26 protein-coding genes are annotated in these 26,173 nt (G+C 53.4%); 12 read left to right on the top strand and 14 right to left on the bottom strand.

Annotated elements, in window-relative coordinates:
- The first annotated feature begins 33 nt into the window (after positions 1 to 33).
- Positions 34 to 1,689, top strand: coding sequence for a choline dehydrogenase (betA, locus tag CLV88_RS02535; protein WP_106607071.1), 1,656 nt, complete (start codon positions 34 to 36; stop codon positions 1,687 to 1,689).
- A gap of 109 nt (positions 1,690 to 1,798) precedes the next feature.
- Positions 1,799 to 2,038, top strand: a complete 240-nt coding sequence (locus CLV88_RS02530) for an HP1242/YdcH family protein (RefSeq protein ID WP_106606776.1) — start codon at positions 1,799 to 1,801, stop codon at positions 2,036 to 2,038.
- 210 nt (positions 2,039 to 2,248) lie between these two features.
- On the opposite strand, the gene CLV88_RS02525 is transcribed toward CLV88_RS02530, so the two are convergent.
- Both CLV88_RS02525 and CLV88_RS02520 read right to left on the bottom strand, forming a co-directional pair.
- Complete coding sequence (locus CLV88_RS02525; RefSeq protein ID WP_106607070.1) at positions 2,249 to 3,649, bottom strand: helix-turn-helix domain-containing protein; 1,401 nt, start codon at positions 3,647 to 3,649, stop codon at positions 2,249 to 2,251.
- A 101-nt stretch (positions 3,650 to 3,750) separates the two neighbouring features.
- Positions 3,751 to 4,965 (bottom strand): multidrug effflux MFS transporter, encoded by a 1,215-nt coding sequence (locus tag CLV88_RS02520; RefSeq protein WP_106606775.1) that lies wholly within the window; start codon positions 4,963 to 4,965, stop codon positions 3,751 to 3,753.
- A gap of 178 nt (positions 4,966 to 5,143) precedes the next feature.
- Between CLV88_RS02520 and CLV88_RS02515 the strand changes: the two genes are divergently transcribed.
- The 8 genes from CLV88_RS02515 to CLV88_RS02480 all read left to right on the top strand — a co-directional run bounded on the left by CLV88_RS02515 (position 5,144) and on the right by CLV88_RS02480 (position 12,341).
- On the top strand, positions 5,144 to 6,676 hold the full coding sequence (locus CLV88_RS02515) for an acyl-CoA carboxylase subunit beta (protein ID WP_106606774.1): 1,533 nt from the start codon (positions 5,144 to 5,146) through the stop codon (positions 6,674 to 6,676).
- A 73-nt stretch (positions 6,677 to 6,749) separates the two neighbouring features.
- The gene (locus CLV88_RS02510) at positions 6,750 to 7,151 is read left to right on the top strand and encodes a cupin domain-containing protein (protein WP_106606773.1); all 402 of its coding nucleotides are present in this window, start codon (positions 6,750 to 6,752) and stop codon (positions 7,149 to 7,151) included.
- Positions 7,152 to 7,509: 358 nt separating this feature from the next.
- Positions 7,510 to 7,917, top strand: coding sequence for a DUF6497 family protein (locus CLV88_RS02500; RefSeq protein ID WP_106606771.1), 408 nt, complete (start codon positions 7,510 to 7,512; stop codon positions 7,915 to 7,917).
- A gap of 202 nt (positions 7,918 to 8,119) precedes the next feature.
- Positions 8,120 to 8,266, top strand: a complete 147-nt coding sequence (locus tag CLV88_RS22930; protein ID WP_165798789.1) for a hypothetical protein — start codon at positions 8,120 to 8,122, stop codon at positions 8,264 to 8,266.
- A gap of 90 nt (positions 8,267 to 8,356) precedes the next feature.
- Positions 8,357 to 8,713: a hypothetical protein gene (locus CLV88_RS02495; RefSeq protein ID WP_106606770.1), complete on the top strand. Its 357-nt coding sequence runs from the start codon at positions 8,357 to 8,359 to the stop codon at positions 8,711 to 8,713.
- A 307-nt stretch (positions 8,714 to 9,020) separates the two neighbouring features.
- A complete protein-coding gene (locus tag CLV88_RS02490) occupies positions 9,021 to 9,227 on the top strand; it encodes a hypothetical protein (RefSeq protein ID WP_106606769.1) in 207 nt (68 codons plus the stop codon).
- A gap of 156 nt (positions 9,228 to 9,383) precedes the next feature.
- Positions 9,384 to 11,429 carry an acetyl-CoA carboxylase biotin carboxylase subunit gene (locus tag CLV88_RS02485; RefSeq protein ID WP_106607069.1) on the top strand — a complete coding sequence of 682 codons (2,046 nt, stop codon included), beginning with the start codon at positions 9,384 to 9,386 and terminating at the stop codon, positions 11,427 to 11,429.
- Positions 11,430 to 11,432: 3 nt separating this feature from the next.
- Entirely contained in the window at positions 11,433 to 12,341 is a 909-nt protein-coding gene (locus tag CLV88_RS02480) for an aldo/keto reductase (RefSeq protein ID WP_106606768.1), read from the top strand.
- Between the two features lie 4 nt (positions 12,342 to 12,345).
- On the opposite strand, the gene CLV88_RS02475 is transcribed toward CLV88_RS02480, so the two are convergent.
- A complete protein-coding gene (locus CLV88_RS02475; protein ID WP_106606767.1) occupies positions 12,346 to 12,813 on the bottom strand; it encodes a DUF4174 domain-containing protein in 468 nt (155 codons plus the stop codon).
- A gap of 114 nt (positions 12,814 to 12,927) precedes the next feature.
- Between CLV88_RS02475 and scpA the strand changes: the two genes are divergently transcribed.
- Positions 12,928 to 15,054, top strand: coding sequence for a methylmalonyl-CoA mutase (scpA, locus tag CLV88_RS02470; protein WP_106606766.1), 2,127 nt, complete (start codon positions 12,928 to 12,930; stop codon positions 15,052 to 15,054).
- A gap of 208 nt (positions 15,055 to 15,262) precedes the next feature.
- Here scpA and kce read toward each other — a convergent pair whose 3' ends face one another.
- Genes kce through CLV88_RS02420 form a run of 10 tightly spaced genes read right to left on the bottom strand, consistent with a single transcriptional unit; the run spans position 15,263 to position 23,873 of the window.
- Positions 15,263 to 16,198, bottom strand: coding sequence for a 3,5-dioxohexanoate:acetyl-CoA acetone transferase (gene kce / locus CLV88_RS02465; RefSeq protein WP_106606765.1), 936 nt, complete (start codon positions 16,196 to 16,198; stop codon positions 15,263 to 15,265).
- A gap of 12 nt (positions 16,199 to 16,210) precedes the next feature.
- Positions 16,211 to 17,230 carry a branched-chain amino acid ABC transporter permease gene (locus CLV88_RS02460; RefSeq protein ID WP_106606764.1) on the bottom strand — a complete coding sequence of 340 codons (1,020 nt, stop codon included), beginning with the start codon at positions 17,228 to 17,230 and terminating at the stop codon, positions 16,211 to 16,213.
- Positions 17,227 to 18,090: a branched-chain amino acid ABC transporter permease gene (locus tag CLV88_RS02455; protein WP_106606763.1), complete on the bottom strand. Its 864-nt coding sequence runs from the start codon at positions 18,088 to 18,090 to the stop codon at positions 17,227 to 17,229. The genes CLV88_RS02460 and CLV88_RS02455 overlap by 4 nt, the downstream gene beginning before the upstream one ends.
- Before the next feature lies 1 nt (position 18,091).
- The gene (locus CLV88_RS02450; RefSeq protein WP_106606762.1) at positions 18,092 to 18,799 is read right to left on the bottom strand and encodes an ABC transporter ATP-binding protein; all 708 of its coding nucleotides are present in this window, start codon (positions 18,797 to 18,799) and stop codon (positions 18,092 to 18,094) included.
- Positions 18,792 to 19,520, bottom strand: a complete 729-nt coding sequence (locus tag CLV88_RS02445) for an ABC transporter ATP-binding protein (protein WP_106606761.1) — start codon at positions 19,518 to 19,520, stop codon at positions 18,792 to 18,794. Before CLV88_RS02445 ends, CLV88_RS02450 begins: the two co-directional genes overlap by 8 nt.
- 60 nt (positions 19,521 to 19,580) lie before the next feature.
- Positions 19,581 to 20,861 carry an ABC transporter substrate-binding protein gene (locus tag CLV88_RS02440; protein ID WP_106606760.1) on the bottom strand — a complete coding sequence of 427 codons (1,281 nt, stop codon included), beginning with the start codon at positions 20,859 to 20,861 and terminating at the stop codon, positions 19,581 to 19,583.
- Between the two features lie 41 nt (positions 20,862 to 20,902).
- Positions 20,903 to 21,832, bottom strand: a complete 930-nt coding sequence (locus CLV88_RS02435) for a 3-hydroxyacyl-CoA dehydrogenase family protein (RefSeq protein WP_106606759.1) — start codon at positions 21,830 to 21,832, stop codon at positions 20,903 to 20,905.
- 3 nt (positions 21,833 to 21,835) lie between these two features.
- Positions 21,836 to 22,633, bottom strand: a complete 798-nt coding sequence (locus CLV88_RS02430; RefSeq protein ID WP_106606758.1) for an SDR family NAD(P)-dependent oxidoreductase — start codon at positions 22,631 to 22,633, stop codon at positions 21,836 to 21,838.
- Positions 22,630 to 22,980: a cupin domain-containing protein gene (locus CLV88_RS02425; RefSeq protein WP_106606757.1), complete on the bottom strand. Its 351-nt coding sequence runs from the start codon at positions 22,978 to 22,980 to the stop codon at positions 22,630 to 22,632. Before CLV88_RS02425 ends, CLV88_RS02430 begins: the two co-directional genes overlap by 4 nt.
- A gap of 56 nt (positions 22,981 to 23,036) precedes the next feature.
- The gene (locus CLV88_RS02420) at positions 23,037 to 23,873 is read right to left on the bottom strand and encodes a cyclase family protein (RefSeq protein ID WP_243403543.1); all 837 of its coding nucleotides are present in this window, start codon (positions 23,871 to 23,873) and stop codon (positions 23,037 to 23,039) included.
- Between the two features lie 213 nt (positions 23,874 to 24,086).
- On the opposite strand from CLV88_RS02420, the gene CLV88_RS02415 reads away from it, so the two are divergent.
- Positions 24,087 to 24,833, top strand: coding sequence for an IclR family transcriptional regulator (locus tag CLV88_RS02415; protein WP_207797003.1), 747 nt, complete (start codon positions 24,087 to 24,089; stop codon positions 24,831 to 24,833).
- A 135-nt stretch (positions 24,834 to 24,968) separates the two neighbouring features.
- On the opposite strand, the gene nhaA is transcribed toward CLV88_RS02415, so the two are convergent.
- Entirely contained in the window at positions 24,969 to 26,153 is a 1,185-nt protein-coding gene (gene nhaA, locus CLV88_RS02410) for a Na+/H+ antiporter NhaA (RefSeq protein WP_106606756.1), read from the bottom strand.
- Positions 26,154 to 26,173: the final 20 nt, after the last annotated feature.

Here is a 26,173-nt window from a genome sequence, read left to right as displayed (position 1 = left end):
TAATTTGGCCTTTATTGAGGCTCTCTCGGCATGATGAATGCTGACTATGTAGTTGTTGGCGCCGGATCGGCCGGATGCGCCATTGCCTATCGCCTGAGCGAGGCGGGCAAGTCAGTTATCGTGATCGAGCACGGTGGCACCGATGCGGGCCCGCTGATCCAGATGCCCGGCGCGTTGAGTTACCCGATGAACATGTCGCGCTATGACTGGGGTTACAAATCCGCACCAGAGCCGCATTTGGGTGGGCGCGAGTTGGTTTGCCCCAGAGGCAAGGTCATAGGTGGCTCTAGCTCGATCAATGGTATGGTTTACGTTCGCGGCCACGCGGGCGACTACGATCATTGGGCGGAAAGCGGAGCGGACGGTTGGGGTTATGCCGATGTGCTGCCTTACTTCCGGCGTATGGAAACGTGGCATGACAGCGGTCACGGGGGTGATCCGCATTGGCGTGGCACCGACGGTCCGCTGCACATCACCCGTGGGCCACGTGACAACCCATTGCATTCTGCGTTTGTAACCGCAGGTGCCCAGGCGGGTTATCCGGTGACGTCCGACTATAACGGTCAACAGCAAGAGGGTTTTGGCCCTATGGAAATGACGGTTTGGAAAGGACAACGCTGGTCGGCGGCTAATGCCTATTTGAAGCCCGCGTTAAAGCGTGACAACTGTACACTTGTGCGTGGATTGGCCCGCAAAGTGGTAATCAAAAACGGGCGTGCGGTCGGTGTTGAAATTGAGCGCGGTGGCCGGACTGACGTCATTCACACCAGTCAAGAAGTTATCCTTGCGGCGTCATCTCTCAACTCACCCAAGTTGCTCATGCTATCTGGAATTGGACCTGGCGCGCATCTGGCTTCGCACGGTATTGAAGTCGTCGCGGATCGCGCGGGTGTAGGGCAAAACTTACAAGATCACCTTGAAGTCTACTTGCAGATGGCCAGTGCCCAGCCAATTACGCTCTATAAGTATTGGAACCTGTTTGGGAAGGCATGGGTCGGCGCGCAGTGGCTCTTTGCGCGGAAAGGTCCAGGCGCGTCTAACCAGTTCGAAAGCGCGGCCTTCATTCGTTCGCACGCTGGGGTGGAGTATCCAGACATCCAATACCATTTCCTACCGCTCGCCGTTCGTTACGATGGTCAGGCCGCTGCAGAAGGTCATGGGTTTCAAGCTCATGTCGGTCCGATGCGCTCGCCCTCACGTGGAGCGGTCACGTTAAATTCGGCTGATCCAAAAGACGCGCCGCACATCTTTTTCAACTACATGAGCACAGAGCGAGATTGGGTTGATTTTCGTAAATGCATCCGGCTCACGCGGGAAATCTTTGCTCAAGAAGCATTCAAACCGTTCGTTAAACACGAAATTCAGCCGGGTGCCGCGCTGCAATCAGACGACGAATTGGATGGGTTTATTCGCGAACACGCTGAAAGCGCTTATCATCCCTGTGGCACATGCCGCATGGGGCGGGCAGATGACCCTCTTGCCGTTGTCGATCCCGAATGCCGTGTGATCGGTGTTGATGGATTGCGCGTTGCCGACAGCTCCATCTTTCCGCGCATAACAAATGGCAATCTCAACGGCCCATCGATCATGACGGGCGAAAAAGCCTCGGACCATATTCTTGGTCGGCGGCTGGCTGCGGCCAACGACATGCCGTGGGTGCACCCGGATTGGCAAGTTGCCCAGCGTTGAACTGGCACAGAGAAAGTGTGAAAGTACAATGTGATTTGATCCGGGTCAAAGCGCATCTTGGGAGGTCGTTTGTAGTCTCCGTCTGACACAACAAAAAGGAGCGCACACGATGTCCCACACCCCACATGATCTGCCTGAAGAATTTCCAGAGTTTGTAGAAAAAATGAGCGCTCTCAAAGTTAGCGACATGCATTTCGCAAAACTCTCTCAAGAGTACGAAGAGCTGAACCAAAAGGTGCATTTGGCGGAGACTAACATAAAACCACGCGAAGAATTGTCTGAAGTCGATCTACGCAAGCGGCGCTCGGCGCTTAAGGATGAGATTTACGCTTATCTCAAGGCTAACTAGTTTCAGAAGGTTCCAATGTACGGGTATAGTTTTCGACAGCCAAATGTCGTTTCACCCGGCACTGTCCATGGAACGGAACCGTATGTTCTCGGAAAGGGCGGTGGAAAAAATCTGCCGTCCTTTTTCTTTAGGGTTGGCGTGTCTTAAGCGTTGATATCACCGCAATTGGAAAGCCATTGGCAAATTCGCCATTGGATAGTTTAAGCTTTGCTATTCAACCTCATAAGGCAAAACACCGCGTATGTTTTCATTGATCGTCAATCGACGTTCTAATGGGGGAACGGAGCGTTGGTGGCACTCTGCACGTTCGCAAATTCGACAGGAAATTCCAATGGGTTCAAAGGCTTGCGGACTTGATACATCCATGTGATCTGCGTAGACCAGTGCATCCGCGTGTCTTATCTCGCATCCGAGCGCGATGGCATAACGGCGCACTGGGGCCCCATAATGCCCGCCTGATTTTGAAACATCGCAAGCCAGTGAGAAATAGCGTACTCCATCCGGTGTTTCAGCCAATTGGCGCAGAAAACGTCCAGGTGTTTCAAAGGCGCGGTGAACATTCCACAGCGGGCAAGCCCCGCCAAATCTTGCAAACTGAAGCCGCGTTGCGGAGTGGCGTTTGGTAATTGTACCGGCCTGATCAACACGTACAAAGAAGAAAGGCACTCCTTTTGCGTTTGGGCGCTGCATGGTCGAAAGTCTGTGCGCAACCTGCTCAATCGAAGCGCCAAATCGATTTGCAAGTAATTCGAGATCATGTCGCGTGTCTTGCGCAGCTTGAAGAAAGGCACCATATGGCATCAAAGCGGCGCCTGCGAAGTAGTTTGCCAGCCCTATTTTGGCAATCGAGCGGGCCGCATCTGTATGGAACCGGGCGAGGTCCAATGTCGCTTCAAGTAGTTTGTCGCTTTGCAATAAAGCAACTTGAAGAAGCATTTGAAACGTTTGCGTTTCTGGTTGCGCGTACCGCGAGATACGCAAAACCTGCTTGTCTGCGTCGTACTCACGTAAGGTTTCGACATCGGTGAATGTCACCGAAACACCACAGGAACGCATTGCAGAAATTGCGGCAGCACGAATGCCAACCTGGTCCGGAGTACTGGTCGCAAAATGCTCGGCGGCGCGATCAACCGCGTCTATATAATTGTCGCAATAGTGGAAGAAATCGCGCACTTCATCCCAAGGGCTCGCTTGCATTTGCACGTCTTGTCGCCCCAATGCTTCGTCGAGCGACGCAAGACGTTCGTGCGTTTGCCGGTAGGCTTTGTGTAGTTCCAGAAAAGCCCGTGCTAGCGCGGGCGCATTGGAGGCTGTGAGGCGGAGATCAGCCAGTGGTGCAGATGTTTCGGCCAGGATTGGGTCTGCAAGAGCTTCTCGCATGTCGGACACAAGTCGCTCGCTGTCACCGGTGCTCAGTTCCGTAACATCCAGGCCAAATTCCTGAGCCAGCGCCAGCACAACCGTTGTCGAAACCGGCCGGTTGTTGTTTTCCATTTGATTCAGGTAAGGCAGCGAGACCCCAAGTTTTTGGGCAAAGTCCTTTTGCGTAAGAGCGAGGCGTGTGCGAATTTCGCGCAGTTTGGCGCCAGCATACAGCTTTTGAGTGGGCATGATGATTCCACGGGTTGTTGCGTAATTGCAAAGATAGCTTTGCAAACACGTCTGCACCAGTATTGAATGTGACTACGACGGATTTCGGTGGAGTGAGAAGATCAAAGATTAAGTTGGCGTTCTCGCCGGATGACCAGCAAGATCGTGACGATGCCCAAAGATGTGCTGGCGAGCATTAGCCACAGCAATGGAAAAGCGCTGGAACCCGGTCCTAGCAGTGCACCTGCCAACGCAGAGAGCCCGGCACCGCCTCCCAGCATCAAGGCCCCAGAAAGGCCAGACGCAGTGCCGGCCAAGTGCGGGCGCACCGAGAGAGCGCCAGATGTAGCATTGGGAATGGAAAGGCCATTGCCAAGGCCAATAAACGTCATAAAGGCAAAGAATGTTTCTGCGGAACCGAGCCCCATACTGAATGTGAGCAACGAAAGAAAGACACCTAGAGTCGCGATGCAGCACCCCCATAGGACCATCGTGTTGATTCCGAAGCGCACCGAATAGCGGCCGGAAATGAAGTTGCCAAAAAAGTATCCGACAGCAGGCGCGCCGAAATAGAAACCCATTTTCGCAGCCGACAAGCCGAACAAATCAGTTGCCACAAATGGAGCACCGCCGAGATAGGCAAAAAATGCACCTGAGCTGAGCGTGCACGACAAAGAGTATCCCCAGAACCGAGGGCTGCGGAGCAGCTCGGGCATCTCTTGGAACTGCTGGCCGAGCGACAATCCACTTTTCTTTTTTGTTTCGCCTTGGTCGGCCCAGGACAGGATAAATACGAAAAACCCTGTCGCGAACAAAACCCAAAAACTGGCTTCCCAACCAAATGCTTGATCTAAAACGCCGCCCAGTGCTGGGCCCAGCATTGGAACAATGGTCATTCCCATTGTGACATAGCCAATCATCGAGGCAGCTTGGTCAGCTGGGACCATATCCCGCACGATGGCCCGGCTGATGACCATCGAGCTGACGATAACGGCTTGAATCATTCGGAATATTAAGAAGACGCCTACATTGGTCGCAAAAATGCAGCCCAGAGTTGCCAGCAAAAATATTGCCAATCCACCCAGAATAACAGGTCGTCGCCCTAGTTTGTCAGATATTGGGCCGATTAGAATTTGCAAAACAGCATTGACCGCCAAATACACAGCAATGGAGAGTTGCATAACACCGTAAGTGGTTTGAAAATGCTCGGCCATACTAGGTAGGCTGGGCAAGAAGATATTCATACTCAGCGCCGACATCCCAGCAAGTAGGATGAGCGTAAAAATGTGAGGCGGTGTCTTGCGGTCTAGAAAGCGACTGCGGATGCGGTCATTCATGGTTTCGAAGTAGGGGGTCAAAGTAGGAATGTCTACGGTTCGCCACTGGCTAAGGGGTTGGTTTTCAGTTTTGCATTATTCGCTCAAACGATTTGCATAAATTTGCAAATTTGCCGAATATCTCTTTGTTGCGCCTGTCGAAGTGACTATGGTCCGCATAAATCATAGGGGACATGCCATGAAAGATATCCTCCAGCAACTGGAAGAGCGCAGGGAAACCGCACGGCTAGGCGGTGGTCAACGCCGGATCGATAGTCAGCACGCAAAGGGCAAGCTAACGGCGCGAGAGCGCATCGAGTTGCTACTCGATGAGGGCAGCTTTGAAGAGTTTGACATGTTCAAGGCCCATCGGTGCACTGATTTTGGTATGGAGCAGGATAAACCGGCCGGTGATGGCGTGGTAACAGGCTGGGGCACGATTAACGGTCGCATGGTGTATGTCTTTTCCCAAGACTTTACGGTGTTTGGCGGCTCACTTTCCGAAACACATGCCGAGAAGATCTGCAAGATCATGGATATGGCGGTTCAAAACGGCGCACCCGTTATTGGTATCAACGACTCGGGTGGCGCACGCATCCAGGAAGGTGTGGCCTCGCTCGCCGGATATGCCGAAGTCTTTCAGCGCAATGTTCTGGCGTCTGGGGTCGTACCGCAGATTTCAGTGATTATGGGGCCATGTGCAGGCGGAGCTGTTTATTCGCCAGCAATGACGGATTTCATTTTCATGGTAAAAGACAGTTCCTACATGTTTGTTACCGGGCCCGATGTCGTTAAAACGGTAACAAACGAAGTGGTTACCGCAGAAGAGCTTGGCGGGGCTTCGACGCACACCAAAAAATCTTCGGTTGCAGATGGCGCTTTCGAAAATGACGTGGAAGCCCTAGCTGAGGTGCGCCGCCTTGTAGATTTCCTGCCGCTTAACAACCGTGAAAAACCACCTGTCCGCCCATTCTTCGACGAACCCGGTCGTGTCGAACGGTCGCTGGACACGTTGATTCCCGAGAATCCGAACTCGCCTTACGACATGAAAGAGCTGATCCATAAAGTTGCAGACGAGGGCGATTTTTATGAGATTCAAGAAGATTATGCTAAGAATATCATAACCGGCTTTATTCGTCTGGAAGGGCAAACCGTTGGTGTTGTTGCCAACCAGCCGATGGTGCTGGCCGGGTGTCTCGACATTGACAGCTCGCGAAAAGCAGCGCGGTTTGTGCGCTTTTGCGATTGTTTTGAAATTCCGATTTTGACGCTCGTTGACGTGCCGGGCTTTTTGCCGGGGACTTCACAAGAATATGGTGGCGTCATCAAACACGGCGCTAAACTGCTCTTTGCGTACGGCGAAGCGACTGTGCCAAAAGTAACTGTGATTACCCGCAAAGCTTATGGCGGAGCATATGATGTGATGTCTTCCAAACATTTGCGCGGTGACTTTAACTATGCATGGCCGACAGCCGAAGTTGCGGTAATGGGAGCTAAAGGGGCGACCGAGATTATTCACCGAGCTGATCTGGGCGATGCGGACAAGATTGCAGCGCATACCAAAGACTACGAAGACCGTTTCGCAACGCCATTTGTGGCAGCTGAGCGTGGCTTTATTGACGAAGTGATCATGCCGCAATCTACGCGTAAACGGGTTAGTCGAGCCTTTGCGTCGCTTCGCAACAAGAAGCTCGAGAACCCATGGAAGAAACACGACAATATCCCACTTTGAGCGAAAAGTGTGAGCGACAGAAGTGCGATTTCCATCATGACTTTTTCTTTGATCCCGAGATGTCTTTGAGAAGATGACCGATCTTTACAAGAACCAAGCGTTTACCGTTTCTAATGCCGATGACTCGCCATTTGTCGGCGCGGGATTGCGTGCGTTTTTTGAGTACCGTCAGCTTGGGATCAAGGAGGCGACGCAAGGCAAATTCGGGGCGCATGTCATCCGGGCGGTGCCAGGGGAGGAGAGTTCTGGAGCATGGCACAGCCATGAACTAGATTTCCAGATGGTCTATGTGACCAAAGGTTGGGTTGTATTTGAGTACGAAGGGCAGGGCGAGCACATGTTGCGCGAAGGGGCCTGTGTGTTGCAGCCACCGGGTATCAAGCATCGAGAAGTGCGCCACTCGGATGACATGGAGCTGATTGAAATCGTCAGTCCTGCGGTGTTTGAAACCAAGGACGAGGATGCACCGCAATGAGGCGTGGTAGTTGGCATATCAAGAGCGAGGGTCAGACCCTTACTCTTTCGCGTGGCTTGCGGGCGCGGTTAGATGTTGCCGCGAGCACGTCTTTACCAGATGCTGGTCGAACTAAGATTGCCCACCAAGTGCGGCAAGATCTATGGAGAGCGTTGCAAGGCCTGAAAGGGTTTTCACCTGTAATAAAGGTGCGCCGAGAAGCCGGCCAGTTACACGTTATCGCGGGTGGTGAGGTGTCAGGCCATATTGCCCGAGATCATGTTGAATGCGTTATTCAAGGTGTTCTGGATAATCCCGAAAAGCGCACGAGATGGCTTAACTATGCGCGCCACAAATCTTCGAAATTGGCCGATCGAACATGAGTGTTGCAACTTTGAAATATGTTGCGTTTGGTGTTGCTCTTTTGGCCACCACAGCCATGGCTGGCGTCTTGGATGAAGTCCCAGCTGTGCCCTCAGGCAACGAGATCTATTTTCAGGAAATACTTTTTGATGCGCGAGACGATGGGTCACGTGTTGCGCGTTTGCGTTATGTCATGCCCTTGATCCGTCAGGGCGTCGAGTTTGCCGAAATCGAAGAAGATTTTTTTCACCTATGCATTGGCGTTGCTGTCCCGTATCTGGCGACTGAGGGCGAAACTGTGGATCAGGTCATCATCTCCATGTCGGATCGAGAGACGGAATTTGGCGTGCTTGACGCGTTGGCCACCCAGTATTTTGAAGCCTTCATCGTAAAAGATGGCACCTGTATCTGGGAGGGTTTCTGATGGGACCACAACATATTGCGAAAGGGCAACCGAGCGTTCGCCCAATTGCGGCTTTGCGGCCACAGCACATTAGCTTGGCGCGCTATCCGTATCTTTTTGCAGCACAATCCAGTAATCTGCGCTCGCGCCGTATTCGTACGGACGTGGGGCAGGCAGGGTCAATCGGCCCTGTTTCGAACGAAAACAAGAACTGGAGAAACAGATGTCCAAGAGCATCAAATCATTGCTGGCGGTCGGCCTGGTTGCGTTTGTCGCGGCCTGTGCAGACACTGCGCCTGTGGAAGAATATGTCGTTGTCGATCCCGAGCCCATCTCGGTCGAACCTACATACACTGGTAAGTACAAGTAATCTTGTCGCCAAAAGTTGCGGTCAGGCTTTCGGGCCTGTCCGCCCCCTAAATCGCGAGCACTATGCTACCTCAATCCAAGGAGGTGCAGCATGATTAAGCATCGCGGATTTCCGGGACGTCTTCCCGGCACAGATTATCAATTCATCATTCGCCGCGCCAACCCCAAGGGTGCTACTGCGATTACCCGACGCGAGCGGTTCAAGGATCGGCGTCCGGCAGATCGTCGCGCTGATGCCGGTTTTTTGACAGCGCTTTGGGATGCGTTCGGCGACCAGCCCTTTGAACGCGGAAACCTTGATGCTGGTCGTCTTAGCTGGCTTTTTGAGCGCGAGGTTGTGCCTGCCGAAGACCCATTTGATCCCGAAAGCTACGATGCGCTTTTGCAAATAGATGTCGATGTGGCGCGTGCCTCTTTTCCCGAATCCATCGATGGAGATTGGGCGTGAAATTGCCTATTGTTATGCAATTTGGGCGGTATGCGGCTCATGTATCGGACATGGCTGGAATGGTCATTGTTCCCGGTGTTTTGCGTGACAATATGGACGGCATAGGGCGCGGCCTTGTTCGGGCCGGTTCTTGTAACTGTGTATTCCGTTACCCTTCCCCTTACGGGTGGTCCTGTGGCGTCCCTGCTGGATCACCCGTTTTTTCCTGTTTTACCGGTTTGATTGTGCGGGGGAGGACAACCCCCAAGATCAGGTTGGCGCGGCGTGCCAACATGCAACAAACGTTCCGGGCAGGAGAAAACGTATCATGTCAAACTTCAAATTATCCATTGCAGGGTTGGTCGCGGCCGCAAGCCTTGCGGCCTGTGGCGACTCGGTGGGCGAACAGGCCCTTATCGGTGCAGGCGCAGGTGCTGCAGGAGCGCTCGTCCTTGGTGGCAGCGCAGCCGCGGGCGTGCTCGCTGGTGGCGCGGTCAACGTCATTTATTGTCAGGAAAACCCCGGCAAGTGCTAAGGCGTGCCAATCCTTGATTTCACCGGTCGTTCGCGATCGGTCACAGCCTCAACAAGCCATCCCATCTCCGATGAACCGGGGGCGGGATGGCTTTTTTGTTACCACTTTCTGTGCGGATCCATTTCCGCGCAGGCCAAGAACCAGAAGGGACATGATATGTTCGACAAGATCCTGATTGCCAACCGGGGCGAAATCGCCTGTCGTGTGATCAAGACCGCCCGCAAGATGGGTATCCAAACAGTCGCCATCTATTCGGACGCCGATAAGCAGGCGCTGCATGTGGAAATGGCAGACGAGGCTGTACATATTGGTCCTCCACCCGCGAACCAGTCTTATATTGTGATCGACAAAGTGATGGAGGCTATCCGGTCAACCGGCGCGCACGCTGTTCACCCCGGGTATGGATTCTTGTCAGAGAACGCCAAATTTGCCGAGGCGCTGGAGGCAGAAGGTGTTGCATTCGTGGGACCACCCAAAGGCGCGATTGAAAAGATGGGGGACAAAATTACCTCCAAGAAAATCGCGCAAGAGGCGGGTGTCAGCACGGTTCCCGGCTATATGGGGTTGATCGAAGACGCGGACGAAGCGGTCAAGATTTCCAATGAAATCGGGTATCCGGTGATGCTTAAGGCCTCAGCTGGCGGCGGCGGCAAGGGTATGCGGATCGCGTGGAATGATCAGGAAGCCCGTGAAGGATTTCAGTCGTCCAAGAACGAAGCGGCTAATTCCTTTGGCGATGATCGGATTTTCATCGAGAAATTCGTGACCCAACCGCGCCACATTGAAATTCAGGTTCTGTGCGATGCGCATGGCAACGGGATTTATCTCAACGAACGGGAATGCTCGATCCAGCGCCGCAACCAAAAAGTTGTCGAAGAAGCACCAAGCCCGTTCCTTGACGAAGCCACGCGCAAGGCAATGGGCGAACAATCTGTGGCCTTGGCCAAAGCCGTTGGATATGCCAGCGCCGGGACCGTGGAATTCATCGTCGACGGCGACCGCAATTTTTACTTCCTCGAAATGAACACCCGTCTTCAGGTGGAACACCCCGTGACCGAGTTGATCACAGGTGTAGACCTTGTCGAACAAATGATCCGTGTCGCCAACGGGGAGCCGTTGAGCATCACGCAGGACGACGTGCAGATCAATGGGTGGGCGATCGAAAACCGTGTTTACGCAGAGGACCCCTATCGCGGTTTCTTGCCGTCAATTGGTCGACTGACCCGCTATCGTCCTCCAGCTGAAGTGGCCGCAGGGCCGATGTTAGAGAATGACAAATGGGCGGACAAGGCCGCTGCGGGCAAGACTGCGGTGCGCAATGATACCGGCGTGTACGAGGGCGGCGAGATCAGCATGTATTACGATCCGATGATCGCGAAACTGTGCACATGGGGCAAAACGCGCGACGAGGCGATTGAGGCTATGCGCAACGCGTTGGACGGGTTCGAGCTCGAAGGCATTGGGCACAACTTGCCATTTGTCAGCGCTGTGATGGATCACCCCAAGTTTATTTCTGGAGAAATGACGACAGCGTTCATCGAGGAAGAATACCCCGAAGGGTTCGAAGGTGTAGAACTACCTTCAGATACTTTGCGTAAGATTGCAGCCGCAACCGCGGCCATGCATTGGGTCGCCGAAATACGTCGTACCCGAGTGTCAGGCCGAATGGACAACCATGAGCGTCGCGTTGGCAAGAAGTGGGTTGTGACCCTTCAGGGAGAAGAATTCAAGGTTAAGGTCAAGGCCGACAAGGACGGATCAACCGTCAAGTTTTCAGACGGCACGAAATTGCGCGTGAGTTCGGATTGGACACCGGGTGACCAGTTGGCCACTCTCGACCTCAATGACGAGATGCTCGTTCTTAAGGTTGGGAAAATCTCTGGTGGTTTCCGCATTCGGTCTCGTGGTGCGGATCTCAAAGTACACGTGCGCACGCGTCGCCAAGCCGAATTGGCTAAACTGATGCCTGAGAAGCTTCCGCCCGATACTTCAAAGTTGCTGCTCTGCCCAATGCCTGGACTAATTGTCAAAGTTGACGTGGAGGCGGGGCAGGAAGTGCAAGAAGGTCAAGCTTTGTGCACGGTTGAGGCCATGAAGATGGAGAACATTCTGCGCGCCGAGCGCAAAGGTGTTGTCACAAAAATTAATGCCATATCGGGCGACAGCCTAGCTGTGGACGACGTTATTATGGAATTCGAATAAATCATGAGTAATATTCTGCCGATTGCCAAGAGCACAACCGTCGGCCCGTTGAATGCTGGGCGGATCGCCTATGGCTGTTGGCGGATGGCTGGCGCAACTGCGTCAGAGGCGCAATCGAAGATCGAAGCAGCGCTGGCTGTGGGAATCAATATGATCGATACGGCACCGATTTACGGTTTTGGTAAGCAAGGGTTCGGCCCGGCTGAGGCTGTGCTGGGCGAAGGGATGGCGTTGGGTGGATTACGCGACCGGGTCTTGATGGTGACCAAGGGCGGCATCCATCCTCCCAACCCTTACGACAGCCGTGCGCAAACGCTTATTGAAAGCTGTGACGACAGCCTAAAGCGTTTGCGCACGGACCATATTGATCTTTTCCTGATTCACCGTCCGGACTTGCTAGCGGCGCATGAGGAAGTTGCAGAGGCGCTGACGACACTGCGGACAGCAGGCAAGATCCGTGAGGCAGGGGTGTCAAACTTTTCGACTGATCAACTGCGTGCGCTTCAGTCGAAGTTAGATTTCCCGCTCTCGGCATCTCAACCGGAATTCTCCGCGATCCATACAGACCCTCTTACCAATGGGGATACGGATATCGCCCAAGAGTTGGGGCTTTGTCTAATGGCATGGTCTCCATTGGGTGGTGGGCGGCTTGTTCCCGGGGCTCGGGGCGAGCCGGGCAGCGCCGAAGCGCGTGTTTTGGCAGTATTGGAAGAGATTGCTGGCCGAAATGATGTCGGTATCGATCATGTGGCCTTAGCATGGGTGTTGGCCCATCCGGGTGTCGGTAGCGCGCTAATTGGTACGCAATCAGAGGCGCGCATTCGAGAGTCGGTCAAGGCATTTGAAGTCCAGATGACACGGCGTGACTGGTATGCAGTGCTCGAAGCGGCCCGTGGCGAAAAAATGCCATGAATCATTATTGCGAATGGCTGTCGCGGATTTCCTGCTGGCGTAGCGGCATCTTGTCCACGCTGGCGGAAATTGCGCGCACATCCCATGGGAATGGCTTGCGCAAATATGGGTTACCGTCCTTGCCGATCAGCACCAGCATAAACCCGCGCGGGCGCAGCCGTTCGCGTAGTGCTGATGAGGCCGCCGGATTTGTGTCGGTCAGCACCACAATGTCGCGCTCGGTCAGTTCTTCGGGTAGCGCATTCAAAAGATCCATCTGCTGGGTGAAACGCGGGTCGCGTTCACTGTCGGCAAACACTATCAACGGTCGCCGCACCCAAAGAAAATCACCCAAAATGGCATTTTCACCGTCCTGGAAGAGGGCTTCTTCTTGCGATGCTACACCAGAATTGCTGTTTGTTTCAGCTGCCTGCGCACTGGCGCCGGTTCCAGCCAGAAATACCATAATTACAAGGGTTAAGCGGTGGGTCATGTTGTCTCCTGCTTGTGCCAATATAGGCAGCCCAGTGAATTTTGCGACAGTCAAATTCCCCGTTTGCGGAAAATTCCGCATCGGGGCGATACAAAGTTACGAGAGGAAGACGTCATGAGCGACACCAAAAAATGGGCCGAGTTGGCCGAAAAGGAATTGCGTGGCAAGCCGCTCGACGACCTGACTTGGAATACCCTTGAAGGGATCGACGTGAAGCCGCTCTATACCGAGGCGGATACCGAGGGTCTGGAACATATGGGTAGCATGCCCGGCTTTGGTCCCTTTACCCGTGGACCCAAGGCGACAATGTATGCCGGCCGGCCTTGGACGATCCGGCAATATGCAGGCTTTTCCACCGCAGAAGAATCCAATGCCTTTTATCGTCGTAATCTGGCAGCTGGTCAGCAGGGTGTGTCTGTGGCGTTCGATCTGGCCACCCATCGCGGCTATGACAGCGATCACCCGCGCGTTGTCGGAGACGTCGGTAAAGCCGGTGTGGCCATCGACAGTGTCGAGGACATGAAGGTGTTGTTTGACGGGATTCCGCTCGACAAAGTGTCGGTTTCGATGACCATGAACGGAGCGGTAATCCCTATTTTGGCGAATTTCATCGTAGCAGGTGAGGAGCAGGGTCACGACAAGGCGCTGCTTGCGGGTACCATTCAGAACGACATTCTGAAAGAATTCATGGTGCGCAACACCTATATCTATCCGCCTGAACCTTCGATGCGGATCATTTCGGATATCATTGAATACACTTCAAATGAGATGCCGAAATTCAACTCAATTTCGATCTCGGGCTACCACATGCAAGAGGCCGGTGCGAACCTCGTTCAAGAGCTGGCTTATACGCTGGCGGACGGGCGAGAATACGTTCGCGCGGCAATGGACGCGGGTATGGACGTGGACAAATTCGCAGGTCGCCTGTCATTCTTCTTTGCCATTGGCATGAACTTTTTTATGGAAATTGCCAAATTGCGCGCGGCACGAACCATCTGGCATCGCATCATGACCGACTTTGGCGCAAAATCTGAACGGTCCAAAATGCTGCGTACTCACTGCCAGACCTCTGGTGTCAGCCTGCAGGAACAGGACCCTTATAACAACGTCGTCCGCACCGCGTATGAGGCCATGTCGGCAGTTCTGGGGGGGACGCAGTCTTTGCACACCAACGCGTTGGATGAGGCCATTGCGTTGCCTACAGATTTTTCTGCCCGCATCGCCCGGAACACCCAACTGGTCTTGCAGGAAGAAACCGGCGTGACCAACGTAGTCGATCCGCTGGCTGGGTCTTATTATGTTGAAAGCCTGACCAATGAGCTGATCGAAAAGGCGTGGGCCTTGATCGAAGAAGTTGAGGAAATGGGTGGAATGACCAAGGCTGTGGCCAGCGGTATGCCCAAGCTGCGAATTGAAGAAAGCGCGGCGACACGTCAGGCTATGATTGACAAGGGCGACGAAGTGATCGTCGGCGTGAACAAGTACCGTAAGGAAAAAGAGGACGTGATCGACATCCTGGATGTCGACAATGTCGCCGTGCGCGAAAGTCAGGTGGCGCGATTGAACACGCTGCGGGCCGAGCGTGACGAAAACGCCTGTTCGGCAGCACTTAACGAACTAACACGTATCGCAAAAGATGGCGGCAATCTTTTGGCCGCAGCGGTTGAGGCCGCCCGCGCCCGTGCTTCCGTAGGAGAGATCAGCATGGCCATGGAAAACGAATTCGGACGTCACCGCGCAGAGGTCAAAACACTGGCTGGCGTTTATGGCGCTGCGTACGAAGGCGACGAAGGCTTTGCCGCGATCCAGAAGTCAGTAGAAGATTTTGCCGAAGCCGAAGGGCGCCGTCCGCGTATGTTGGTCGTGAAAATGGGGCAGGACGGTCACGACCGTGGCGCCAAAGTGATTGCCACGGCTTTTGCTGACATCGGCTTTGACGTTGATGTTGGCCCATTGTTCCAAACCCCGGACGAGGCTGCTCAAGATGCGGTGGACAATGATGTGCACGTTGTCGGGATTTCGAGTCAGGCCGCAGGCCACAAGACATTGGCCCCTCAATTGATCGCGGCGCTAAAGGATAAAGACGCAGAAGACATCATCGTGATTTGTGGAGGCGTGATCCCACAACAGGATTACGATTTCCTCAAGTCGGCAGGGGTTAGCGCGATTTTTGGGCCGGGTACAAACATACCAGACGCCGCTCAGGATATACTCAAACTAATACGGGCTGCGCGCGACTAGTTAGTGGGAAGCGATTTGTCTGCTGCTTTTAGCTAATCCACAATCGCCATCACAGCGACCAGCCAGCAGTGAGAAACTCCATTGCGAACGATTTTGCACCGACCGAAAAACTGGTCGGTGCATCTTCTTTAGAGCATGCATGAAAGATCTGCGTTGTGCTCGCACCCTCGTTACGGTCACCTCGCTTCAATCCAATTCACCAGCAAACTCAGAACGAAACGCTATCTCCACCCTTAAGGTCGAGAATTTCGCGCGCTTCGTCTGGAGAGGCGATTTCACATCCCAAATCCTCGACAATTCGGCGAATTTTTGCGACCTGCTGTGCATTGCTCGCGGCCAATTTGCCGCGAGAGATGAATAGGCTGTCTTCTAAGCCGACACGTAGATGTCCACCCATTTGACTGGCAGTCGTGCCGAGCCCCATTTGTGCACCGCCTGCGCCTAGTACTGACCATCGATAATCATCTCCAAAAAGTCGATCGGCGGTGCGCTTCATGAATATGAGGTTATCGACTTCGGGGCCGATGCCGCCCATGATGCCAAAAATGAATTGTATGAAAACCGGAGCTTTGAACAGCCCAATATCCATACAGTACTTGAGATTATAGAGGTGTCCAACGTCGTAACATTCGTGTTCGAATTTGATGCCATGCGGGGCGAGTGTTTCGGCGGCTTCTTTTATGTCGCGAAAAGTGTTGCGAAAAATGTTCTGGTCTGAATTAGCAACATAGTCTTTCTCCCAGTCATATTTCCAGTCTTCTTCAGAGTAGCGGTTTGCCAGTGGGTGGAACGAGAAATTCATCGACCCCATATTCATTGAGCACATTTCCGGACTAAAAGTTTTCGCCGGTTTTATTCGGTCCTGAATGGAAAGCGTCAGTGATCCGCCTGTCGAAATATTTACAACTGCATTGGTTGATTGTTTTATCCGAGGGAGGAATGGTGCGAAATCATCTGGGTTAACTGAAGGTGCGCCGGTTTCGTTATGCCGCGCGTGAAGGTGCAAAATTGAAGCTCCGGCCTCTGCCGCGTCGACAGCTTGCTGGGCAATGTCGTCATAGGTGAATGGCAAAGCGTCCGACATAGTTGGCGTGTGAATGGCACCTGTGACGGCACAGGTGATGATGGTCTTCTGTTTTGCCATTGGATTGGTTCCTTAAGATGGGTCACGTTTCGAGACGCGGTAGCCAAGTGGGAAGATTTGGACGTCAAAGCGCGCGCGGAACAAACCCCAAAGTCCTTTTGGAGCCTTCAGCATGACCAAGATGGCCACAACGCCCAAAACGATTAGGTATACTGTTCCGAGGTCAGCCAGCGTTTCGCGAAGTAAGAAGAAAACAAACGTACCAATGATTGGGCCTTCGATTGTACCAATGCCGCCAATTACGACGATAAAGATCACAAATGCCGTCCAGTCATTTACGGAAAAGGCCGCGTCAGGCGAAATACGCAATTTTTGTAAGAAAATTAGGGCGCCGATCATGGCGGTGAACGCGGACGTAACAACATAGACCACAAATTTAGTGCGCCAAATGTCGATGCCCAGGCTGTCGGCTGCCGTTTCATTGTCCCGGATTGCGGTCAACGCCAGCCCCTTGCGCGATCGCAGGAAGAAGTAAACAGACGCAACAACCAAGACGGCTGCACTCAGGGCCAGCCAATAAGATATGCTTTCGCGCATCGCTCGCTTGCTAGCCAGTGATTTTACGATAGCCACTGGTAAGGACGAGCCGGAACCGCCACCCAATGCCGAAACCTGCGCAAAGCCGAGCCGGAAAACTTCGGCGATAACCCAAGTCCCGATGGCAAAATATGCACCACGAAGCCGAAAAATTAAGACCGCGACAGGCACTGATATCAATGCTCCTAACAATCCAGCGGCCGCAATCGCCGTGATGGGATGAAGGCCTGCGAACATAGTCAAAGCAAAGAGCATGTATCCGCCAAATCCAACAAAAGCCTGTTGGCCAACTGACACCAATCCGGCATATCCCGCCATCAAGTTCCAAAGGCTGGCCAGCGCGAGATAGAGGAAGAGTTCGCCCATCAGTCGCATGTCTGCACGACCTGCCCACCAAGGAGCGGCGACCAAAATGATCAGAACTAACGTGCCAATGATGGCGGAAACACGTGCAGCCCGTGATGAGCGCGAGACCGCATAGGTCTGAGAGTTCATGCCGAAATCCTCGGGAAAAGGCCGTTTGGGCGCACGGCAAGGATAAGTAAAAATGCGATGTGGCCAGAGAGTATCTGCCAACCTGGGTCAATTTTTGCACCGACGGTTTGCGCAACACCAAGGATTACACCTCCGGCAAGCGTGCCCCAGAGATTTCCAAGCCCGCCAATGATGACAGCCTCAAAACCAAAGATCAGGCGTCCACCCCCTCCTGAAGGGTCAAAACTGGTGCGGATGCCGAGAAGGATGCCGGCAATTGCAGTCACCGCCAGCGCCAGTGCCATTGCCAAACCAAAGATATGCCTGCGATTGAGGCCCATAAGTTGAGCAATGTCTTGATTGTCGGATACGGCCCGAAATGCACGTCCAAGCGCGGTACAGTAAAAGATCCACTGTAACCCCCAGATAACTGCGATGGCGAATGAAAAGGTTAGCACCGGCAGAACACCAAGCGTCAGTCCGCCAAAGGCGAAGCTGGCGGTTTCCAAGTTACCGGCGGCTAGTTTTTGTGGATCTGCGGTATACCCTTCTAGAAGAGCATTCTGAATAATTACGCTTAACCCAAATGTTACCAACAGCGGCGGAAGGAGATCATCGCCCAAGGTCTGATTGAGCAGCCCACGTTGCAGCACGTAGCCAATTGCAGCCATGACAGGAACAACAACCACAATTGCCAACAACGGGTGAATACCGGTTGCCGTTGTAACAGTTAGTCCGAGATAAGCTGCCAAAACGATTAGGTCACCATGGGCAATATTCACCAGCCGCATGACCCCGAAGATCAGCGATAACCCTGCTGCGAATAGAGCATAGAGACCGCCTAAGAGCGTGCCCTGCACAATTGCGTTAAGCCAGTCCATATTATTCGATCCCGAAATATGCGCGTGAGATGTCTTCTCGCGCAACTGTGTCTGATCGATCTTCTAGGGAGACGCGTCCCTCCTGAAGGCAATAGACACGTGAAGATACTGACAGCGCTTTGCTGATGTCTTGCTCAACGATGATTGCGCTCATTCCATTGCCTATGATGCCTGGCAGCGCCCTGTAAATGTCTCTGATTATCACTGGGGCAAGACCGAGGCTGATCTCGTCAAAAAGGATCAGCTCCGGGTTTGACATTAATGCCCGACCTATGGCGACCATTTGTTGTTGCCCGCCAGAAAGTGACGTGGATTGCTGGTCTTTTCGTTCTTCGAGAATAGGAAAGAGCTGATAAACAGCTTTGAGGTTCCAAGGGCCAGGTCGGAGGACCTGTGCGCCGATCATCAGGTTCTCCTTGACCGAAAGCGATGGGAAAAGCTGCCGCCCCTCGGGTACCATGGCTATTCCACGCAACGCTACTTCATCGGCGCGAAGTCTTCCTATATCCGTGCCCTTATGCATGATCTGGTCTGGGCCGTTTGTGAGTAATCCGGTGATTGAGCGCATCAAGGTCGTTTTGCCAGCGCCATTGGCGCCGATAATGGCAAGCACTTCGCCAGCGTCTACTTGCATGTCGACGCCAAAAAGTGCCTGGAAGTCACCATAATGGGCATTTAAGCCGGATATCTTGAGAATGGGATCAGGCATCTGCTTCTATCCCCAAGTAGATTTCCTTAACTTGCGGGCTGTTCATGATGGGCTTTGGTTTGCCGTCTGCGATCAACTTGCCAAAATCGACAACGATCAATCGGTCTACCACGGATAAAAGCGCGTGAACGACGTGTTCAATCCAAATAATTGTAGTGCCACTCGAATGAATCTCCTTGATTGTGTTGATCAAGGATTGGCATTCAGCTTCGGTCAAACCACCGGCGATTTCGTCAAGCAAAAGCAACTCGGGCTCGGTGCAGAGCGCGCGAGTGAGCTCAAGTCGTTTGCGTTCCAATAGCGTCAGACTACCTGCAGGAACATTGGCTTTGGCGATCAGTTCAGTTTGGTCCAGCACTCTAATGCAGAGGTCTTCCGCCTTTTGCCCATTAAGGCCCGCTGATTGCGTGGCCGCGATCATCGCATTTTCAAAGACAGTCATTCCAGAGAACGGCTGAGGCACTTGAAAGCTGCGCGCAATGCCTGCGTGACTTCGGCGCGCAGCGCTCCAACCAGTTATGTCCTTACCAGCGAATTCGATGCGCCCTGAATTGGGTTTGAGTGTTCCCGTGATCAGGTTGAACATTGAGGTTTTGCCCGCGCCATTTGGGCCGAGAACGCCCAGCGCTTCGCCTCGCCGCACTTCATAACTTTGATCATCGGCCACTGTGACCGCGCCAAAAGCTTTCCGAAGATTTTGTAGTTTCAGGATCGTGGTCATCCGGTCCGCTTTCTAAAGAATTGACGCGACACCCATTGGTCTGGTGTCGCGCAAAAGTGGTCAGCCCAGCAGTTTTAGATCGGAGGAGACCGGAATTTCCGGTGCGTTAGAATTGGCGACGATTTGCAGTTCAAAGCCGTTGTCGCCCTTCTGCCATTGCCCCGCGACCAGCGGTGTCTTTGTGATGTTGTTGATCGGACCATTTGACCAATCTACCGGGCCAACAATCGTGTTGAGGCTGGTTCCTGCAATGGCAGCAGTAATCGCTTCGGGGTCTTCCAGATCTTCTGCGCGTTTGATCACGTCGGCGACGACTTCGAACAGTGCGTGTTTGAAACCAATGGGCTGCGTCCATGGGCGGCCGCTATCTGCAGTGTAACCCATTGCAAGCTCATTGGCAGACGCACCGGTCAAAGACGAGGCAAACGGGTGGTTTGGCGACCACCACACTTCGGAACTGAGCCCATCACCACGATCACCAAGGCTTTCGATAACGGACGGGAAAAGGAGGGCTTTGCCGATGGTGACAATTTTGGGGTTAAACCCTTGTTGTGCCGCCTGTGCCCAGAATGTTGCAAAATCCGGCGGTATCATATTGCCGGTGACAATCTCACAACCTGCATCTTTGAAAGCTGCGATGTAGTTTGAAAAATCATCAGACAGCGGTTGGTAGCGGCCGGGATCAACCAGATTGTATCCCGCCGCCGCTAAAGGTTTGGGTAGGCCAAGCTCCGCATCGCCCCATGCGTTTCCATCCGCGTCATTCGGGAACAAACCGCCGACGCTTTTGGCTACCCCGGATTGCCCCCACATATCGAGGAATGCGCCGATCACGTCCTCGAGGCCCCAGAAGAAATGATAAGTCGAGGCAAAACCCTCGCCTGGGACGCCATTGCGGCCAAAGAAGTAGGGTTGCCAAGGGCAGTCGGTGGTGATGCAGGGCACTTCGTTGATTTCCGCCTGATCAGCGACAGGATTCACGGTGTCTGGCGTAGAGGCGGCAACGATAATGTCGACTTCTTCTCCCAAAAGCAGATCAGCGGCTACTTCGGCGGCGCGGTTCGGATTGGATTGGCTGTCCTTAGAAATAATCTCAATGTTCCAGCTTTTACCATTGTTCTCCAATCCTGAAGAAAGCGCGGCTTCGATACCTTTGAGCACGAAGTCGTCGGCCTCGGCGAAACCAGCAAGTGGACCAGTGCGGGGACTTACATGACCCACTTTGAGGGTAGGCGTCGCAGCATAAGCGCGCGATGATTTCAGGATTGCAGGCACTGCAAGCGCCGCAGTCGCCCCGGTTACAAACGTGCGCCGTGTCGGCGCCTTGAAAATCTTGGTCATTTGGTGCTCCCTTTTTCTCGGTCTCCCCGCCGAGGTGTGAATTACGTCTCCAGAATGGTCTCTAGATTGGACAGGTGGCTGGTGACACGCGCCCGCACAGTTTCTGCCTCTTCTTCAGTCCAATTATGAAACCCTATGCCAGATTTCATGCCTAATTTTCCGCAGCTTACGAGGTTTTGCAGATATGGCGACGGACCTTGCCGTGCCTCAATGTCGTGCAGAACATTCTCATGAATATCGAGCGTCAAATCGGTGCCCACGAGATCTGCATTTTCTAACGGTCCGAGCACGGCCAACCGCCGTCCGAAACTTGATTTGATCACTGTATCCACAGCTTCAGCATCGCAAATGCCATTTTCCACAAGACTTACGGCTTCGCGCCAAAGTGCGTGTTGCAGGCGGTTCCCTATGAAGCCGGGAACGTCTTTTTCCACGATCACGGGTGTCTTGCCGGCATCTGCCAACAATTCAAACATGGATTGGGCTACCTGTGGATCAGTCCACTCGGTTTTTACAACCTCAACAAGCGGGATCATGTGCGCTGGGTTCCACCAATGAGTTCCAAGAGCGCGTTTTTTTAGCTTCAAATTGCGCATGATTTGGGTGATCGGCATCACAGAGGTATTCGAGGCAAGTATGGTGTGTGCAGGCGCATGTGCTTCGATTTCCGCAAAGATCGCTTGCTTTAGGTCCAGCTTCTCTGGCGCCGCTTCGAACACCACATCAGCGCCGCTCACGGCCTCCTTTGTTGATGCGGCGATAGAGATTCTCGATTGCGTGTCACTGACCTCGCTAACTGGCAGTCCGATGGCTAACATGCTGTTTGAGATACGCTGAGCTACACTATTGATTGTCTCTTGATGCGGGTCTGTGATGGTTACACCATGTCCGGCCCGCGCCACGGTAAGAGCTATGCCGTGGCCCATGAGACCCGCTCCAATTACGGCGACCTGTAGGGTTTTTGCTTCCATCTATCAGCCCGCCGTATAGCCACCGTCGGCATAAAGGATATGCCCGGTGTAAAAATCAGATGCCTTTGAGGCCAGAAACAGAAGCGGCCCAGCAAGGTCTTCAGGTTCGCCCAATCGGCCTTTGGGCACCCGTGTCAAAAAGCCATTTCGTACTTTGGTTGCTTCCTCGGTTTCTTCAAACATCCACGCGGTTAGCGGGCTCCGAAACACTGTTGGCGCGATTGCGTTGACCGTAATTCCAGTCGGGCCAAGTTCGCACCCAAGCGCCTTGGTGATGCCGTCCACCGCGGCCTTGGACGCACAATAGGCTGTATAACCAGCGGGATGACCCAAGAGACCACGAGCGGACGAAACCAACACGATCTTCCCGCCGTGCCCTTGGCGTTTCATCTGGCCAGCAGCGGCCCGGGCTAACAGCCAGCTTTGCGTGACATTGGCGTCCATGACGTTGGAAAAGGTCTCTGGTTCCATGTCATTGATTAATTCGACTTTGTTCATGCCCGAGGCCACAACAAGAATATCTAGTTGGCCGAACGCCTCCACAGTTTCTTGAACCAGCGCGTTGCAAACACCTTCGTCTGAGGGGCGAGAATTTATCGCAGTCACTGCTGCGCCCAATTCTCGGCACTCGGCAGTGATGTCGTCTAAAGCTGACTGATTGCCCGCCGCCAGAACCAAGTTGCATCCCGCTCCGGCGAGAATACGCGCGGCGACCATACCAAATGCCCCAGATGCTCCAGTGATTAATGCAACCTTTGCAGTGACGTCGAACATTGAAAGTGGATTTGTCATTTCGTTCATTTCTGGGTCTCCGGCGGATAGGGGATCACCACAAGTATTTTGCACACATCGTTGCGGCGATTCTGGATCGTACGCACTTCGTTCGGAGGGATCGTGCAACTGTCGAATTGGCCAAGCACCGTTTCTTTTTCGTCGATGATCACAGTCATTTCGCCTTCGAGGATAACGTAGACTTTTTCAAAGGGAGTGCTGTCAGGACCCGCCCCGCCGCCTGGTAGAAATTGGCTGAAGCCAATCCATTGGTTTTTGGGGCCGTTTTCTTCGAACCCCTGAAGCCTAAGTCCGTGGCACCCAAAGTGATTGGGCGCTTCGTAGGATATGGCATCCTGAAACCGCTTTATGTGCATGGCGCTTGCTCCATTAGATGCGGCCACCGTCACGACGGTGACCAGTCAGTTGACGATTAGAACGCTTCGCCCGCTTCGATGCGGTATTTCTGGCCTTTGTCGATCATCGCGACGAGGCGAATGATGCAGCCGTCGCCGCGATCCCAATTCCATGGGAAGAAAGCAAAGGTACAGCGTTTGCCGGTTACGGCATCCAGATCGCCGCCGACATTCTCAATTCCTAAAATGCCATTGTTAAACAGAACATTGTGCACCGGTTCCCACTCAGGAAAGTCGTCCTTCCAATCGCGTCCTCCGGACCACTCATAATATTCTTGCTCTAGATGGGGCATAATGGGACCATTGCGCTGTGGCCCGATTGCCGTTGCGAGGGGATGGTCATTGGCCTGAGTGTCGTGGCCCACAACTTTTATGCCTCTTTCAACCATCCATTCACCCGCGGATTTGACTAACCCAGGGCAGTAGGCAAAATAGTCGCCGTCTTCGTACTCCTTGTGCCAGCCTGTGTTGATGATTAGAACATCGCCGGGGCGGATGGCATGACCGCAGGCCTTTTCTAGATCTTCCGCCGTGATCGGTTCCCATTTTTTCTTTGGGATACTCACCACAAGTCCAGAGCCAAAGAAATGCGGCAATGGAACTTCGTCAATAAAGGGCGTGCCTTGAACTACGTGTGCCGGGGCGTCAATATGAGTGGTAACGTGCATGGTCGTGGTGATCGTCTGGCTTAGTACGCCGGACTTGGCCATATAGTGTTTTCGATCGATCTGGACGTCCTTGAAATATGGCCAGTTGGGGCATTGGAAACCGAACCGATGGCTTAGGTTATAAAACTCGATTCCCATGTCATTGTCTGTGTTCGCTTGGAACTCGATGCCACGAATTTCTACCATCAGGCACATCTCCTCTGTTCGCCGGATTTCGACGTCTTTTTAGTTTCAACTGTCAGGGTGGTTCCTCCCACCTGTCTCACATAGTGATGCACGTGCACCGTATCTCGGTCAACAATTAACTCGCAATACGGTTGACTAGAACCGCAATGCGGTACAAAAAGAATTTCCGTTGCCGCCTTGCTGCGAGCTCAAATTTAAAAAGGGGTCGATTAAGTGGCTGATAAAAATGAGAGAAGCGGTGTCCAAGTCATTACACGCGCTGCCGCGATTCTGCGGAGCTTGAAGGGGACGCAATCCGGAATGAGCCTCGGGCAGATTGCTGATCGTGTAGATCTGCCCCGCTCTACAGTACAGAGAATCACCAGCGCATTGGCTGAAGAAGGCTTTGTGGTGACCGATGCAAAAGGTGGGGGGTTGCGCTTGGGTCCAAAACTCAGCGCTCTGGCTGGCGCAACTCAATACAATATAGTCGAGCATTGTAGATTGTTGTTGACGGAATTGACGCAGAAAACCGGCGAAACGACAGACTTGGCGGTAATGCGTGGCATCGGCATGGTTTTCTTGGATCAGGTGCCGGGAACGCATCGGTTGACCACGGTTTCACATGTTGGCGAGGTTTTTCCGCTAACGACCACTGCGAACGGTAAGGCTTGTCTCGCGGCTCTTCCAGATCAAGAAGCGATGAAGCTAGCGGCAAATGAGTGGGAGCGCTGTGGCGTCAGCGCAGACCCCGCTGCGTTCAAAAGCGAGCTAACCGCAATTCGAACAACTGGTCTGGCTTATGACATTGACGAACATTCTTCCGGTGTTTCTGCCATCGGGTTTACGTTCAAAGATTGGGGCGGTGATTTGCACGCGATTTCTATTCCCGTGCCGTCGTCGCGTTTTCAACGACAAAAAGAGCTCATTGAAGCAGCCTTGCTCGAAACCTCCGCCAGCATTCAGGATACGTTTGTCTAATTTGTGTGACCCTAGATCCGAAAAAATGGCGCGTTCAATCGCTCGTTGCTTGAATATGACGAACCGCGCAATGCATCGGTTTTGGATGCAATAATGGGGCGCGTTAGTCCCAATTTCGCGCCCCATTCTTTGCTTTTACGCAGCTTCTTGCTGTTCTGCATCTTCAACGCGCGATGGCGCACGCGATAATACGACGTAGCCGACAACGGCTGAAACTATTGAACCAGCAAGTACACCGACCCGAACGTCGTTCATGAGCTCGGGCGATGCGAAGCTAAGCCCGCCAATAAAGAGCGACATGGTGAACCCGATCCCGGCCAAACACGAAACGCCGTAGATTTGCGTCCAAGTTACGCCACTGGGAAGGCGAGCCGCGCCAAGTTTGACGACGGCCCAAGTCGTACCGAATACACCGACTTGCTTGCCGACGATCAGTCCAAGCGCGATGCCCATTGGGACGGGTGCTAACAAATCCGCTGGAGACATACCCTCAAGCACCACCCCGGCATTGGCAAACGCAAAGATCGGCACGATCACAAATGCCACATAAGGTGCAAGCCCATGCTCAAGCGCGTGCAGTGGAGAGCCGCCTTTTTTGTCGTGAATTGGGATCAAGAAGGCCAGCACAACCCCTGCAAGCGTGGCGTGTACCCCTGACTTTAGAACCAGAACCCACATCACGACACCGATCATGAGTGCGGGCGCGACTCGGTTAGATTGGCGCGCGTTCAGCCAAAGCAGTGCTGCCAACGGAATAAGTGCCATGATCAGATAATTGACCTTGAGGTCGGCGGTATAGAACAGCGCAATGACGAGGATCGCACCGAGGTCATCCAAGATGGCAAGGGTGAGCAGGAACACTTTTAGCGCGGTTGGGGCCCGGCTACCGACAAGCGCAAGAATGCCCAGAGCAAACGCGATATCAGTGGCAGCAGGGATGGCCCACCCGCCAATGGTTTCTGGATTACCCCAGTTTATTGCCGCGTAAACGATGGCCGGTACCGCCATGCCGCCAATCGCGGCAGCACCGGGCAGGATAACGTCGCGCGGGTTGCGCAAACGTCCCTCGACCATCTCGTATTTTAGCTCCAATCCGATCAGAAAAAAGAAGATCGCCATCAGGCCATCGTTGATCCAGAGGATCAGTGGTTTGGTCAGCCCATCGCCATTTATCGTGATCGAAAGTACGCTGTCCAACACAGCATTGTAGGCACCCGAAAGGCCGGAATTGGCAACAATCAGAGCGAGCGCTGCCGACACCATAAGGGCAACCCCTCCTGCGGCCTCGTGCTTAAAAAGCTTTTCAAGTGCGTTCAACATTTCCTATCCCTGTATTTTGT

Source organism: Shimia abyssi, from assembly GCF_003014475.1.
Lineage (GTDB): Bacteria > Pseudomonadota > Alphaproteobacteria > Rhodobacterales > Rhodobacteraceae > Shimia > Shimia abyssi.
Note: the sequence above shows the minus strand (reverse complement) of the source record. Positions and strands in the feature narration are given on the sequence as shown.

Coding starts and splice junctions, on each gene's coding strand:
- betA (WP_106607071.1), top strand. CDS start 34: ATGAATGCTGACTATGTAGTTGTTGGCGCCGGATCGGCCGGATGCGCC.
- CLV88_RS02530 (WP_106606776.1), top strand. CDS start 1,799: ATGTCCCACACCCCACATGATCTGCCTGAAGAATTTCCAGAGTTTGTA.
- CLV88_RS02525 (WP_106607070.1), bottom strand. CDS start 3,649: ATGCCCACTCAAAAGCTGTATGCTGGCGCCAAACTGCGCGAAATTCGC.
- CLV88_RS02520 (WP_106606775.1), bottom strand. CDS start 4,965: ATGAATGACCGCATCCGCAGTCGCTTTCTAGACCGCAAGACACCGCCT.
- CLV88_RS02515 (WP_106606774.1), top strand. CDS start 5,144: ATGAAAGATATCCTCCAGCAACTGGAAGAGCGCAGGGAAACCGCACGG.
- CLV88_RS02510 (WP_106606773.1), top strand. CDS start 6,750: ATGACCGATCTTTACAAGAACCAAGCGTTTACCGTTTCTAATGCCGAT.
- CLV88_RS02500 (WP_106606771.1), top strand. CDS start 7,510: ATGAGTGTTGCAACTTTGAAATATGTTGCGTTTGGTGTTGCTCTTTTG.
- CLV88_RS22930 (WP_165798789.1), top strand. CDS start 8,120: ATGTCCAAGAGCATCAAATCATTGCTGGCGGTCGGCCTGGTTGCGTTT.
- CLV88_RS02495 (WP_106606770.1), top strand. CDS start 8,357: ATGATTAAGCATCGCGGATTTCCGGGACGTCTTCCCGGCACAGATTAT.
- CLV88_RS02490 (WP_106606769.1), top strand. CDS start 9,021: ATGTCAAACTTCAAATTATCCATTGCAGGGTTGGTCGCGGCCGCAAGC.
- CLV88_RS02485 (WP_106607069.1), top strand. CDS start 9,384: ATGTTCGACAAGATCCTGATTGCCAACCGGGGCGAAATCGCCTGTCGT.
- CLV88_RS02480 (WP_106606768.1), top strand. CDS start 11,433: ATGAGTAATATTCTGCCGATTGCCAAGAGCACAACCGTCGGCCCGTTG.
- CLV88_RS02475 (WP_106606767.1), bottom strand. CDS start 12,813: ATGACCCACCGCTTAACCCTTGTAATTATGGTATTTCTGGCTGGAACC.
- scpA (WP_106606766.1), top strand. CDS start 12,928: ATGAGCGACACCAAAAAATGGGCCGAGTTGGCCGAAAAGGAATTGCGT.
- kce (WP_106606765.1), bottom strand. CDS start 16,198: ATGGCAAAACAGAAGACCATCATCACCTGTGCCGTCACAGGTGCCATT.
- CLV88_RS02460 (WP_106606764.1), bottom strand. CDS start 17,230: ATGAACTCTCAGACCTATGCGGTCTCGCGCTCATCACGGGCTGCACGT.
- CLV88_RS02455 (WP_106606763.1), bottom strand. CDS start 18,090: ATGGACTGGCTTAACGCAATTGTGCAGGGCACGCTCTTAGGCGGTCTC.
- CLV88_RS02450 (WP_106606762.1), bottom strand. CDS start 18,799: ATGCCTGATCCCATTCTCAAGATATCCGGCTTAAATGCCCATTATGGT.
- CLV88_RS02445 (WP_106606761.1), bottom strand. CDS start 19,520: ATGACCACGATCCTGAAACTACAAAATCTTCGGAAAGCTTTTGGCGCG.
- CLV88_RS02440 (WP_106606760.1), bottom strand. CDS start 20,861: ATGACCAAGATTTTCAAGGCGCCGACACGGCGCACGTTTGTAACCGGG.
- CLV88_RS02435 (WP_106606759.1), bottom strand. CDS start 21,832: ATGGAAGCAAAAACCCTACAGGTCGCCGTAATTGGAGCGGGTCTCATG.
- CLV88_RS02430 (WP_106606758.1), bottom strand. CDS start 22,633: ATGAACGAAATGACAAATCCACTTTCAATGTTCGACGTCACTGCAAAG.
- CLV88_RS02425 (WP_106606757.1), bottom strand. CDS start 22,980: ATGCACATAAAGCGGTTTCAGGATGCCATATCCTACGAAGCGCCCAAT.
- CLV88_RS02420 (WP_243403543.1), bottom strand. CDS start 23,873: ATGGTAGAAATTCGTGGCATCGAGTTCCAAGCGAACACAGACAATGAC.
- nhaA (WP_106606756.1), bottom strand. CDS start 26,153: ATGTTGAACGCACTTGAAAAGCTTTTTAAGCACGAGGCCGCAGGAGGG.